The organism is Bacteroides sp. 1001136B_160425_E2 (genome assembly GCF_015559655.1).
Lineage (GTDB): Bacteria > Bacteroidota > Bacteroidia > Bacteroidales > Bacteroidaceae > Bacteroides > Bacteroides luhongzhouii.
Window position 1 is genome coordinate 141,644 of sequence record NZ_JADMQH010000008.1, and the last position, 13,619, is coordinate 155,262.

The following is a 13,619-nucleotide window of genomic DNA, read 5'->3' on the forward strand; positions in this document are numbered from 1 at the left end:
TAAAATTTAATATTTGATTAATCTTAATACTTTAAAATAATGAAAACCACTCCGTTTACAGAGAAACATATCATACTCGGTGCTAAAATGCACGAGTTTGCAGGTTATAATATGCCTATTGAGTACTCTGGTATCATTGATGAACACCTGACTGTTTGTCAAAGTGTCGGTGTATTTGATGTGTCGCACATGGGAGAATTTTGGGTGAAAGGTCCACATGCATTAGCCTTTCTGCAGAAAATAACTTCCAATAATGTGGCGGCACTGGCTCCGGGAAAAATACAATATACTTGTTTTCCAAATGAAGAGGGAGGTATTGTAGATGATTTGCTGGTATATCAGTATGAACCGGAAAAATACATGCTGGTAGTTAACGCTGCCAATATGGAAAAAGACTGGAACTGGTGTGTTTCTCACAATACGGAGGGAGCTGAGTTGGAAAACTCTTCGGACAACATAGCTCAACTCGCTATACAGGGTCCGAAGGCTATTCTGGCTCTGCAAAAGTTGACGGACATTGATCTTGCTTCTATTCCATATTATACATTTAAAGTTGGAACGTTTGCAGGTGAAGAGAATGTGATAATCTCCAATACGGGGTATACCGGTGCGGGCGGCTTCGAACTCTATTTCTATCCGTCTGCTGCTGATAATATATGGAAAGCCGTTTTTGAAGCTGGTGAGGAATTCGGTATTAAACCTATCGGTTTGGGAGCTCGTGATACACTTCGATTGGAAATGGGCTTCTGTTTGTATGGTAATGACTTGGATGATACTACTTCTCCGATAGAAGCCGGCCTGGGCTGGATTACTAAGTTTGTGGAAGGTAAGGATTTTATCAACCGTCCGCTGCTGGAAAAGCAGAAAACGGAAGGTGTTACCCGTAAATTGGTTGGTTTTGAAATGATTGACCGCGGGATTCCCCGCCACGGTTATGAATTGGTGAATGCTGAAGGCGAGCAAGTGGGAGTGGTTACTTCCGGTACAATGTCGCCTACTCGTAAGATTGGTATCGGTATGGGATATGTAAAGCCGGAATATAGTAAGGTGGGCACAGAAATCTGTATTGATATGCGTGGCCGAAAATTGAAAGCCGTGGTAGTGAAGCCTCCTTTTAGAAAATAAGAAATAAGCTTGTTGTTGTGTATAGCCCCGGATAAGTCTCGACTCTATCCGGGGCTAACTTATTTTATGGTGGTTATTGTAAAACATATCTATAGATATGTTGTTTATTCCATAGAAATAATATAATTTTGTCATCAAATACGATGAAATAATGTCTCAATTACCTACTCTTATAGCTGACCTCGCACTGATATTGATCTGTGCTGGTGTTATGACTTTGTTGTTTAAGAAGTTGAAGCAACCTCTGGTCTTGGGATATGTAGTTGCCGGATTCCTGGCAAGTCCGCATATGCCGTATACTCCTTCAGTGATGGATACTGCCAATATTAAGACATGGGCAGATATTGGTGTCATTTTCTTACTGTTTGCTCTCGGTTTGGAATTTAGTTTTAAGAAGATTGTCAAGGTGGGTGGTTCTGCCGTCATAGCTGCCTGTACCATCATTTTTTGTATGATTTTGTTGGGTATAGGGGTCGGTATGGGCTTTGGCTGGCACCGGATGGACAGTCTGTTTTTGGGTGGTATGATTGCGATGTCGTCTACTACTATTATTTATAAAGCTTTTGACGATTTGGGATTAAGGAAAAAACAGTTTACGGGATTGGTGTTAAGCATTTTGATTTTGGAAGATATTTTAGCCATTGTATTAATGGTAATGCTTTCCACTATGGCGGTCAGCCATAATTTTGAAGGGACCGAAATGTTGGAAAGTATCGGTAAATTATTGTTTTTCCTTATCCTGTGGTTTGTTGTCGGCATTTATCTGATTCCTGAATTCTTAAAGCGCTGCCGGAAATTGATGGGAGAGGAGACTTTGCTTATTGTGTCGTTGGCACTTTGCTTTGGTATGGTAGTGATGGCAGCTCATACTGGTTTCTCTGCTGCATTTGGTGCATTTATTATGGGCTCTATTTTGGCGGAAACGATTGAAGCGGAATCCATAGATCGGCTGGTGAAGCCTGTTAAGGATCTTTTCGGAGCTATCTTTTTCGTATCGGTCGGCATGATGGTAGATCCGGCAATGATTGTAGAATATGCTATTCCTATTATAGTAATTACTTTGGCTGTCATTTTGGGGCAGTCAGTTTTTGGAACTTTTGGTGTTATACTCTCCGGGAAACCGTTAAAGACAGCTATGCAATGCGGCTTTAGTTTAACGCAGATTGGTGAATTTGCATTTATTATTGCTTCTTTGGGAGTCTCCTTGCATGTAACGAGTGATTTTCTGTATCCGATAGTAGTAGCAGTCTCTGTCATTACTACTTTCCTGACTCCTTATATGATTCGTCTTGCCGAGCCGGCTTCTACTTTTGTAGATGCGCATCTTCCGGAATCATGGAAAAAAATGATGATGCGTTACTCCTCCGGTTCGCAAACTGCACTTAATCACGAGAATTTGTGGAAGAAGCTAATCTTGTCAATGGCACGTATTACAGTCGTTTATTCAATTGTCAGTATATCGATTGTTGCACTCTCTTTTCGTTTTGTCGTGCCATTCTTTAAAGAGAATCTGCCTCACTTCTGGGCATCGTTATTAGGAGCAGTATTTATCATTCTGTGTATCGCTCCTTTCTTGCGTGCCATTATGGTGAAGAAAAACCATTCGGTCGAATTTATGACTTTATGGCATGATAGTCGTGCCAACCGTGCGCCGCTGGTATCAACAATCGTGATTCGTATTATGATAGCAGCACTTTTTGTCATCTTTGTTATTTCCGGATTATTTAAGGCGTCTATTGGGTTGATTATTGGCGTGGCCGTACTTGTTGTTTTGCTGATGGTATGGTCTCGCCGCCTGAAGAGGCAATCGATATTGATTGAACGTCGCTTTTTTCAGAATCTTCGTTCCAGAGATGTACGTGCAGAGTATTTGGGAGAGAAAAAACCGGAATATGCCGGGCGTTTGTTGTCACATGATTTACATCTTGCCGATATGGAAATTCCGGGTGAATCCTGCTGGGCAGGAAAGACATTGATGGAGCTGAATCTGGGAAAGAAGTTTGGAGTTCATGTGGCTTCTATCCTTCGCGGAAAGAGGCGTATTAATATTCCGGGCGGTTCTGTCCGGTTATTCCCAATGGATAAGATACAGGTGATAGGGACAGATGAACAATTGAACGTCTTTAATGAAGCGATGCAAAATGGAGCGAAGATAGACTGGGAGGTCTATGAAAAAAGTGAAATGGCTTTGAAGCAGTTTATTATTGACAGTGATTCTGTTTTTCTGGGTAAAACGATTCGTGAATCGGGCATTCGCGACAAATATCATTGCATGATAGCGGGCGTTGAGAGTGAAGACGGCACGTTGATGGTTCCCGATGTAAATGCTCCGCTCAAAGAAGGTGATGTTGTTTGGGTGGTAGGTGAAAAAGAGGATGTGTACCAATTAGTCGATCAAAAAAACGAAAAAGTGCAAGCCGGATAAGAATGGAATACTTATTTTTGCAACGATAAAAACTTAAAATAATAATATCATGAAGAGTGATCCGAAAGAATGTCTGTATTGCCAGAACAATGAAACGTTGCATAATCTGATGATTGAGATTGCGCAATTGAGTGTGTCACGTGTGTTCCTGTTTAAAGAACAAACATATCGTGGACGTTGTCTTGTTGCTTACAAAGAACATGTGAACGATTTAAATGAATTGAGTGATGAAGACCGTAATGCTTTTATGGCAGATGTAGCGCGTGTCACTCGTGCCATGCAAAAAGCTTTCCAACCGGAAAAGATTAATTATGGTGCTTACTCAGATAAATTGTCTCATCTGCATTTTCATTTAGCGCCTAAGTATGTGGATGGACCTGATTATGGAGGTATATTCCAAATGAACCCGGGAAAGGTTTATCTGACTGACGCAGAATATCAGGAATTGATTGATGCTGTTAAAGCAAATCTATAAATAGAAATATGGAGTTCATCTTGAATTCTATTTTCTCTTTATATCATATTTGTATAACGTCCAATGGTAAGATTACTATCTTAGCAGTCAAAAAGAAACAGTCCCTTCCAAGTATCATTGCATACGGGGAAGAGTCTGTTTTATAACCAAAATTGTAGCCGGAAGTCCAGTGTAGAGTTGTGTGTGGCCGGCGTATTATTAGTGTTTAAAAACAATGATGAACGGTGAACAAACTATGCTATATCCGCAGGCTTGTTCACCGTTCATTGTTGAATCTGTGATGTATTTTCCGTTATTTATCCTCTTCTTCAAAATCGAAATCAAAGTCAAAATCATCCATGAATTCCGGGGTTGTAAATTCTTCCAGTTCCCGGCGATCTTTCTTGGTCGGGCGTCCGGTTCCACGTGCACGATCTACGAATCCGCTGATTTTACTCATTTCAAGCAGCTCATATTGATCGGGAGTAGTTACGTTTTCCATCATTTCCGATACGAGCTTGGCACCTACACGTTTTTCAATAGTTTGTAATACCTTGAATGAGTAGGTGATAGGCGGTTTCTTCACTTGAATAACGTCCCCCGGTTTTATCATGCGGGCAGCTTTGACCAGAGAACCGTTGATGGTAATTCGTCCTTTTTTGCAGGCTTCTGCTGCAATCGTACGTGTTTTGAAGATGCGGACAGCCCACATCCATTTATCTATTCTTGCTTCGGCCATTTTAGTTAGTTATTTAGTGATAAGTAATTCGTTGGTTAGTATCTCAGTTGACGTTGTCATTTATCGCTAACCGTTCATTGTTATCTTTATTTTTATAGGACTAGTCCATTATTTTTTATTGAACTGGTTCATCGTGATGTCAATGCCGGCGAGGCAGAAACTTTTTATAATTTCTCCTGCCATCTCCAGTCTTTCATCCATTGTTTTCCAATCTTCGTCAGTGAAGTGTCCGAGTACATAATCAACCTGTCCGCCACGTGGGAAATCATTTCCGATACCAAACCGCAGTCGGGCATAGTTTTGAGTACCCAAAGTAGCGGCGATATGCTTCAACCCATTATGCCCTGCATCACTCCCTTTTCCTTTTAGGCGTAAAGTACCAAAGGGAAGAGCCAGATCATCTACTATGATCAGTACATTTTCCAATGGAATATTTTCTTTCTGCATCCAATAGCGAACGGCCAGTCCGCTCAGGTTCATAAAAGTTGATGGCTTAAGCAGAATTAACTGGCGTCCTTTGATAGAAAAGCTGGTAGTGAATCCATATCGTCCATCCATAAAAGGAGGAGCGTTATTGATTCTGGCCAATGCTTCTATTGCCATGAATCCGATATTATGTCGGGTTTCATGATATTCGGGACCAATGTTTCCCAGTCCGACAACTAAGTATTTTATCATCGTTTTTCCGTAAAACAGTTCATTAATATAGAAAGAGAAACGCAGATTAATACAAATTAATGCAGACTGAACATCTGCTTTAATCTGCATTAATCTGCGTTTGAAGTATATCTCTTTACAGGGATAATCTCAATTACTTACCAGCGGCGGCTGCTGCACCTCTTGCTGCACGAGTCAACTTAACAGCACATACAACGGCTTCTTTAGCACTGATCAGTTCAAGACCTTCGAAGCTCAGTTCGCCAACTTTAACAGTCTTACCCAATCCCAGGTGAGAAACGTTAACGATCAACTTTTCAGGAATTACATTGTACAAAGCTTTCACTTTGATCTTACGCATTTGCAGTGCAAGTTTACCACCGGCTTTCACACCTTCTGCAAGACCTTCCAACTGTACAGGAACTTCCATTACGATAGGTTTAGCTTCATCGATTTGGTAGAAGTCAACGTGCAGGATAGTATCTTTTACCGGGTGGAACTGAATATCTTTCAGGATAGCGTTTACTTTTTTGCCATCGATAATCAGGTCTACAACGTAGATGTGCGGAGTGTAAACCAAGTTACGAAGTCCTTCGTTAGTCACTGTGAAGTGAACTACTTCATTACCTCCGTAAAGTACACAAGGTACACCACCATTCTTACGAATTTCTTTCAAAGCTCTTGCTTGTTCTGAAGAGCGTTCTGCAATTGTTCTTGCAGTTCCTTTTACTTCAATTGATTTCATTTCTTTAAAAAATTGTGTTACTCTAAATTAAGTTAGTTTGCTTAATTCACCATCACACGATGTGGATTATCACACGATGTTGCAAAAAAGCGGTGCAAAAGTACATCTTTTTTTTGAAATATCAAAGAGTTACTTTCTTAAAAGTCAATATCAATCTTAATTTCGCTCTCCAATTTGTTTTCCTGAGCTTCTTCGATTGCTTTCCGTTCACTTTCTTCATCAGCTTCGATATTCAGGCGGGCAATATATTCGTTCGCGTCGTTGCACTCAATGAAATTGACTGCTTCTTCGAGTCCTGCCATAAACTTCTGAAAGTCCTCCCTGTATAGGAAGATTTTGTGTTTCTCGAAACTAACTTGAGAATCATCACCTTCTCCCGTTATCACTTTTTTGCTCTCTGTAATAGCCAGGAACATTTCATCTTTACGATTCTTTTTTACGTCGAGGTAATAGATGCGTTTACCTGCTTTAATGGACTTGGAGAATACGATCTCCTTATCATTCATGTCTGCGCTCATTTTCTTTTTTAAATCTTCCATATCTTTCGGTCCGTTTATAATCGGCTTCAAAATTGGATATTTTTTTTAAACTGTCAAAAGAAAAAGCGCAGAGAATCAAATACTGCATTAAAAAATGTGATTTATTAGTGGAAACTCATTAAAAATATCTACTTTTGCAGTTCGATAACAACAGTATTAATTTGAATTATGATCAACAGAGTTCTTATTCGTCTTAAGATTATACAGATAGTATATGCCTATTATCAGAATGGCAGCAAAAATCTAGACTCAGCGGAGAAAGAGTTATTCTTTAGTCTTTCAAAGGCGTATGACCTTTACAACTATTTGTTAATGCTGATGATAGCATTGACAGAGTATGCACAAAAACGTATCGATACGGCAAAAGCTAAATTGGCACCTACGAAAGAGGAATTGTATCCTAATAGGAAATTCGTAGATAACAAGTTTATTGCTCAATTGGAAGTCAATAAGCAATTGGTCGATTTTATAGCTAATCAGAAAAGAACCTGGACAAACGACCAGGACTTTATCAAAGAGCTTTATGAGAAAATTGTAGAAACCGATATCTATAAAGATTATATGGCTTCTGATGACAACTCATATGAGGCTGATCGTGAATTGTGGAGAAAAATCTATAAGACATACATCTTTAATAATGATTCTCTCGACCAGGTATTGGAAGACCAGAGTTTGTATTGGAATGATGATAAAGAAATTGTGGACACATTCGTCTTGAAAACAATCAAACGCTTTGATGAAAAGAAGGGCGCCAACCAGGAACTGCTTCCGGAATTTAAGGATGACGAAGATCAGGAGTTTGCACGTCGTCTGTTCCGTCGTACTATTTTGAATTCTGACTATTACCGTCATTTGGTTAGTGAGAATACAAAAAACTGGGATCTGGACCGTATCGCATTTATGGATGTAATCATTATGCAGACTGCATTAGCAGAAATTCTTAGTTTCCCGAACATTCCGGTCAGTGTTTCGTTAAATGAATATGTAGAGATTGCGAAGTTATATAGCACCGCTAAAAGCGGTAGCTTTATCAACGGCACGCTGGATGGAATAGTTAATCAATTAAAAAAAGAAGGTAAGTTGACTAAAAACTGATACCTTTGTCCATATAGTAGAAACTAAAACAGATTATTTATGAACGTATTGACTGTATTATTGCAAGCTCCTGCCAGTGCTGCCGGAGGTGGAAGTATGATGTGGATCATGCTGATAGCTATGTTTGTTATCATGTATTTCTTTATGATCCGTCCTCAAAATAAGAAGCAAAAAGAAATAGCTAATTTCCGTAAATCTCTTCAGGTAAATCAGAATGTGATTACTGCAGGTGGTATCCATGGAACAATCAAGGAAATTACTGACGACTATATAGTACTTGAGATTGCTTCTAATGTAAAGATTAAAATAGACAAGAATTCTATATTCGCTGATGCTTCAGCGGCTAGCAATCAATCTAAATAAATAGTTGGTAAATAAATGCCTATGTTTGATCGTAGGAATGTAAAATATACATATTTAAAACTATCTAAGAGAATTAAGGATTTTCTGCTCAGTGATAAGAGCAGAGAGTTCTTAATTTTTTTATTTTTCTTCTTGATAGCCGGTGGATTCTGGTTGCTTCAGACGCTTAATAATGACTATGAAGCGGAGTTCTCTATTCCGGTGCGAATGAAAGATCTTCCTAACAATGTAGTGTTGACTTCGGAACCTCCTTCCGAACTTCGTGTCAGAGTGAAAGATAAAGGAACAGTGCTTCTCAATTATATGTTGGGGAAGAGTTTCTTTCCAGTCAATCTGGGTTTTCTTGATTATAAAGGAAAAGATAATCATGTGAAGATTTATGCTTCCGATTTTGAGAAAAAAATATTAAGCCAACTGAATGTGTCCTCCAAAATTCTATCGATCAAGCCTGATACATTAGAATATATCTATTCCGAAGGAAAGTCCAAGCTGGTTCCTGTTCGTTTTCAGGGAAAAGTCACGGCTGGACTTCAATATTATGTATCAGATACAATTTGTAATCCGGACTCTGTATTGGTTTATGCTCCGGAAGGAATTTTGGATACTATCACAACTGCATATATTCAAAATATAACTTTGGAGAATATATCCGATACAACCCGGCGACGAATTCCGCTGACTTCGGAAAGAGGAGTGAAGTTTGTTCCGGCTTCGGTAGAAATGACTTTCCCGGTGGATATTTATACGGAGAAAACGGTCGAAGTGCCATTACATGGAGTTAATTTTCCGGCAGATAAGGTGTTGCGTACTTTTCCTTCCAAAGTTCAGATTACTTTTCAAGTGGGGTTAAAACGGTTCCGCAGTATAAAAGCAAGCGATTTTATCATCAATATCTCTTATGAAGAATTGCTGAAGCTTGGCTCTGATAAATATACGGTTAAATTGAAGTCGGTTCCAAGTGGAATAAATCAGATACGTATTGTTCCCGAGCAAGTGGACTTCCTGATAGAACAAATTACTTCTAATGGCGATTAAAATTGGCATAACCGGTGGCATTGGTAGTGGGAAAAGTGTTGTTTCCAGACTACTCGGAATAATGGGAATATCTGTCTATATATCAGATATAGAAGCAAAGCGCATCACACAGACAGATCCGGTGATTCGCCGGGGGCTTTGTGACCTGGTTGGTCAGGATATGTTTCAGGGTGGAGAGTTGAATCGTCCTCTATTGGCATCCTATATGTTCGGTCATCCGGATCGCGTGCAGAAAGTGAATGCGATTATTCATCCGCAAGTGAAAGAAGATTTTCGCCAATGGGCTGCCCGGTTGGAAAGCGAACAGTTGGTGGGTATGGAGTCTGCTATACTTGTAGAAGCTGGTTTTAAGAATGAAGTTGATTTTCTGGTTATGGTATATGCACCGCTGGAAGTGAGAGTGAGACGTGCTGTAAAGCGGGATTGTTCGTCAAGAGAACTGGTGATGAAGCGTATTGAAGCTCAAATGAGTGATGAAGTTAAGAGAGGGCATGCCGATTTCGTGATAGTAAATGATGATGAAACACCGTTAATTCCACAGGTTTTGAAGCTTATTTCTTTGCTATCTAAAAATAATCATTACCTTTGCTCCGCAAAAAAATAATTAATAAATAAAAAGATATATACTATGTTGAAGACTATCTTGTCTATCTCAGGTAAACCGGGATTATACAAACTTATTTCGCAAGGAAAAAATATGTTGATTGTTGAATCAGTCAATGCAGAAAAGAAACGTTTCCCCGCTTATGGTAATGAAAAAATTATCTCTTTGGCAGATATAGCAATGTACACGGACGATGCAGAAGTTCCTTTGTATGATGTGCTGGAGTCAATAAAAGAGAAAGAAAAATCAGCGCAGGCTTCTATTGATCCGAAAAAAGCTACTCCCGAACAATTGCGTGAATACTTGGCTGAGGTATTACCTAACTTTGATCGTGAACGTGTATACGTAGCCGATATCAAGAAATTGGTTGCTTGGTATAACATCTTGATCTCTAATGGAATTACAGAATTCAAACCGGAAGGAGAAGTTCAGGAAGAAGCAGCTGCAGAATAATCTGTATCGTTTATTCAATCGAAATAGCAAACATGATAATCATTTAGGATGGTTATCATGTTTTTTTTGTATAAACACTTGTGAGTTCAAGAAAAAATTAGTATTATTTGGGTAATGTTTTATTAAAATAAATATCTTCTACTTATATTGTAAATAATGATGCTTTTTATGTATCTTTGTGGCTGTTCGCCATTCTTGGGAATATTGGTGTGAATGGTGATAGCAATAAAGAACAAAAGCGTTATAAAGATATTATTCAAGACTTGAGACCTAGACAATATTTGAGACTACTTAGGACTAATGTTCAAACGCTCGTGCTCTGCCACATATGTAAATATATGGTATTGAACATTGGTTGTGTGTAGCATAATTTAGTGGGTAGATGTCTAAGGCGTTGAGGGGGATGATAATTGTGTAGTAAGTTCCCACGCTTTTTTATTTTTTAATAGCCTTCTAGGGGAGCAGTTGGTTTTTTGATGTTGGGTATGGAGACAATAACAAATAAAGAAGTAAGCGTCCGTTTGGACAATGAAAAAGGGATATTATGCCTGACAGGTTTGTTGGCAGGTACAATGGTATTCCTTTATGATTCGCAGGGAGAGCTAAGAGGCAAGTATAAATTTTCTTTGCCTTCATTGACTATGGAAATACCCCAACAGGGCACTTATGTTTTGGTGATGAGTCATCCGAACTGTCAACCAGAAGTCCGGAGGATTACATATTCAGGGATATAAAAAATGCCGGTATGCTTATAAAAAGCATACCGGCATTCTATTTAAATGGAGACTTTTTAATTTCTGAATACTAATCCGTCTCCGTCGGCATCAACGATAATTGCTTTGCTTCGGTCTACTTCCTGAGATAGTAACTTCTTGGATAGATCATTCAGCAGATAGCGTTGAATAGCTCTCTTCACGGGACGAGCTCCAAATTCCGGATCATAACCCACTTGCGATAAGAAGTTCAATGCTCCTTCTGTCAATTGTAGTTCCACTCCGTTTTCAGCAAGCATTTTCTGTACTCCCTTTATTTGTAAAAGCACAATTTGCTTGATTTCTTTTTCGTTCAATGGTAAGAACATAATCGTTTCATCAATACGGTTCAGGAATTCTGGACGAATTGTCTTTTTCAACATATTCATAACTTCCTTCTTCGTTTCTTCGATTACTTCTTCCTTATTGGAACCATGCAACTTCTCCATCTGACTTTGTATATAAGAACTACCCATATTTGAAGTCATGATGATAATGGTATTTTTGAAGTTGACCACCCTTCCTTTATTGTCAGTCAGTCGTCCGTCATCCAATACCTGTAACAGAATATTAAATACATCCGGATGAGCCTTTTCTATTTCGTCAAACAGGACAACAGAGTACGGTTTCCGTCGTATCGCTTCTGTCAACTGACCGCCTTCATCGTATCCAACGTATCCCGGAGGCGCTCCGACTAAACGGGAGACACTATGCTTTTCCTGATACTCACTCATATCGATACGAGTCATCATCGTTTCGTCATCAAACAGGAACTCCGCCAATGCCTTTGCCAATTCGGTTTTACCTACACCGGTGGTTCCCAAGAAGATAAATGATCCGATCGGACGTTTCGGATCTTGTAATCCGGCACGACTACGGCGCACAGCATCTGCCACCGCTTCGATGGCTTCGTCCTGACCGATTACACGTTGATGAAGTTCCTCTTCCAAGTGCAACAGCTTATCTTTCTCGCTTTGCAGCATCTTGCTGACAGGAATACCTGTCCAACGGGAAACGACATCAGCAATGTCTTCAGCGTCTACCTCCTCCTTAATCATAGCTTTATCGCCTTGCATATCACGCAGTTGCTTTTGAGTATCTTCTATTTCTTTATCCAAAGCCTGAAGTTTTCCATAACGGATTTCGGCTACTTTGCCATAATCGCCTTCACGTTCAGCTTTTTCGGCTTCAAATTTAAGATTCTCTATCTCAACCTTGTTCTGTTGGATTTTATCCATCAGCGTTTTCTCACTTTGCCATTTAGCTTTGAAGGATTTTTCCTGTTCTTTAAGCTCGGCAAGTTCCTTGCCGATGATTTCCAGTTTCGGTTTATCGTTTTCGCGTTTGATAGCTTCACGCTCAATTTCCAACTGCTTGATTTTACGGGAAATCTCATCCAGTTCTTCAGGAACAGAATCTACTTCCATACGCAGTTTGGCTGCGGCTTCGTCCATCAGGTCAATGGCTTTATCCGGCAGGAAACGGTCGGTGATGTAACGGCTACTCAATTCGACGGCTGCAATGATTGCGTCGTCTTTGATACGTACGTGATGATGGTTTTCGTAACGTTCTTTCAATCCACGAAGGATGGAAATGGTACTCAAGTTATCCGGTTCGTCCACTTGCACGATTTGGAAACGACGCTCCAATGCTTTATCCTTTTCGAAGTATTTTTGATACTCGTCGAGGGTTGTTGCTCCAATGGAACGTAGTTCTCCACGAGCTAAGGCGGGCTTTAGAATGTTGGCGGCATCCATGGCACCTTCACCTTTTCCGGCACCTACCAGTGTATGAATTTCATCAATAAACAGAATAATATCACCTTCTGATTTCTTCACTTCATTGACAACCGATTTCAATCGTTCTTCAAATTCACCTTTATATTTTGCACCAGCAACCAGTGCTCCCATATCCAGTGAATAAACTTGTTTGTTTTTTAGATTTTCGGGTACATCTCCACGAAGAATACGATGTGCTAAACCTTCTACGATGGCCGTCTTACCGGTACCCGGTTCACCAATCAGAATCGGGTTATTCTTTGTACGGCGGCTCAATATCTGTAATACCCGGCGGATTTCTTCATCGCGTCCGATTACGGGATCCAGTTTTCCGCTACGGGCAGCTTCGTTCAGGTTGATAGCATATTTTTCCAATGATTGATAAGTATCTTCACTGGATTGTGATGTTACCTTTTCTCCTTTTCTCAATTCGCTGATAGCATTGCGCAATTCTTTTTCTGTCATACCAGCATCTTTCAAGATCGTGGAGACGGTACTCTTAACAGTCAGCAATGCCAATATGATAGGCTCCAATGAAACAAACTCGTCGCCCATTTCTTTAGAGTATTGTGTTGCTTTCTGCAAAACTTCGTTGGATTCACGACTTAGGTACGGTTCTCCGCCAGATACTTTTGGCAGTGAATCGATTTGCTTGTCGACCACGAGAGCTACCTGTTGTCCGTTTATACCAAGTTTTTGGAAGATAAAATTAGTGACGTTTTCGCCTACCTTCATTACTCCCTGCATGATGTGGACAGGTTCAATGGCTTGTTGCCCCCGGCTTTGTACCAGGTTTACGGCCTCCTGTACCGCTTCTTGAGATTTAATGGTAAAATTGTTAAAGTTCATATCTTT

General features: G+C 39.8%; 14 protein-coding genes. 9 read left to right on the plus strand and 5 right to left on the minus strand.

Going from position 1 to position 13,619, the window contains the following annotated elements; translation table 11 throughout:
* The first annotated feature begins 39 nt into the window (after positions 1-39).
* From gcvT to I2I04_RS09955, 3 genes are all read left to right on the plus strand, one after another.
* Entirely contained in the window at positions 40-1,125 is a 1,086-nt protein-coding gene (gcvT, locus tag I2I04_RS09945) for a glycine cleavage system aminomethyltransferase GcvT (RefSeq protein WP_143260342.1), read from the plus strand.
* Between the two features lie 151 nt (positions 1,126-1,276).
* Positions 1,277-3,550 (plus strand): cation:proton antiporter, encoded by a 2,274-nt coding sequence (locus I2I04_RS09950; RefSeq protein WP_195654927.1) that lies wholly within the window; start codon positions 1,277-1,279, stop codon positions 3,548-3,550.
* 49 nt (positions 3,551-3,599) lie between these two features.
* Positions 3,600-4,025: an HIT family protein gene (locus tag I2I04_RS09955; protein WP_143260344.1), complete on the plus strand. Its 426-nt coding sequence runs from the start codon at positions 3,600-3,602 to the stop codon at positions 4,023-4,025.
* Positions 4,026-4,317: 292 nt separating this feature from the next.
* Here I2I04_RS09955 and I2I04_RS09960 read toward each other — a convergent pair whose 3' ends face one another.
* The 4 genes from I2I04_RS09960 to I2I04_RS09975 all read right to left on the minus strand — a co-directional run bounded on the left by I2I04_RS09960 (position 4,318) and on the right by I2I04_RS09975 (position 6,684).
* Positions 4,318-4,743, minus strand: a complete 426-nt coding sequence (locus I2I04_RS09960) for an RNA-binding S4 domain-containing protein (RefSeq protein WP_143260345.1) — start codon at positions 4,741-4,743, stop codon at positions 4,318-4,320.
* 108 nt (positions 4,744-4,851) lie between these two features.
* Positions 4,852-5,418 (minus strand): aminoacyl-tRNA hydrolase, encoded by a 567-nt coding sequence (pth, locus tag I2I04_RS09965; RefSeq protein WP_195654978.1) that lies wholly within the window; start codon positions 5,416-5,418, stop codon positions 4,852-4,854.
* A gap of 136 nt (positions 5,419-5,554) precedes the next feature.
* A complete protein-coding gene (locus tag I2I04_RS09970) occupies positions 5,555-6,145 on the minus strand; it encodes a 50S ribosomal protein L25/general stress protein Ctc (protein WP_143260346.1) in 591 nt (196 codons plus the stop codon).
* A 137-nt stretch (positions 6,146-6,282) separates the two neighbouring features.
* Positions 6,283-6,684, minus strand: coding sequence for a PUR family DNA/RNA-binding protein (locus tag I2I04_RS09975; protein ID WP_143260347.1), 402 nt, complete (start codon positions 6,682-6,684; stop codon positions 6,283-6,285).
* A 168-nt stretch (positions 6,685-6,852) separates the two neighbouring features.
* Between I2I04_RS09975 and nusB the strand changes: the two genes are divergently transcribed.
* From nusB to I2I04_RS10005, 6 genes are all read left to right on the plus strand, one after another.
* The gene (nusB, locus tag I2I04_RS09980; protein WP_143260348.1) at positions 6,853-7,779 is read left to right on the plus strand and encodes a transcription antitermination factor NusB; all 927 of its coding nucleotides are present in this window, start codon (positions 6,853-6,855) and stop codon (positions 7,777-7,779) included.
* A 39-nt stretch (positions 7,780-7,818) separates the two neighbouring features.
* A complete protein-coding gene (gene yajC / locus I2I04_RS09985; RefSeq protein ID WP_195471204.1) occupies positions 7,819-8,142 on the plus strand; it encodes a preprotein translocase subunit YajC in 324 nt (107 codons plus the stop codon).
* Positions 8,143-8,163: 21 nt separating this feature from the next.
* Positions 8,164-9,177: a CdaR family protein gene (locus tag I2I04_RS09990; protein ID WP_143260350.1), complete on the plus strand. Its 1,014-nt coding sequence runs from the start codon at positions 8,164-8,166 to the stop codon at positions 9,175-9,177.
* Positions 9,167-9,781: a dephospho-CoA kinase gene (gene coaE, locus I2I04_RS09995; protein ID WP_195654928.1), complete on the plus strand. Its 615-nt coding sequence runs from the start codon at positions 9,167-9,169 to the stop codon at positions 9,779-9,781. The genes I2I04_RS09990 and coaE overlap by 11 nt, the downstream gene beginning before the upstream one ends.
* 24 nt (positions 9,782-9,805) lie before the next feature.
* Complete coding sequence (locus I2I04_RS10000) at positions 9,806-10,234, plus strand: DUF5606 domain-containing protein (RefSeq protein ID WP_143260352.1); 429 nt, start codon at positions 9,806-9,808, stop codon at positions 10,232-10,234.
* A gap of 476 nt (positions 10,235-10,710) precedes the next feature.
* On the plus strand, positions 10,711-10,968 hold the full coding sequence (locus tag I2I04_RS10005; protein WP_195654929.1) for a hypothetical protein: 258 nt from the start codon (positions 10,711-10,713) through the stop codon (positions 10,966-10,968).
* A gap of 56 nt (positions 10,969-11,024) precedes the next feature.
* Here I2I04_RS10005 and clpB read toward each other — a convergent pair whose 3' ends face one another.
* Positions 11,025-13,613: an ATP-dependent chaperone ClpB gene (clpB, locus tag I2I04_RS10010; protein WP_143260354.1), complete on the minus strand. Its 2,589-nt coding sequence runs from the start codon at positions 13,611-13,613 to the stop codon at positions 11,025-11,027.
* Positions 13,614-13,619 lie beyond the last annotated feature (6 nt).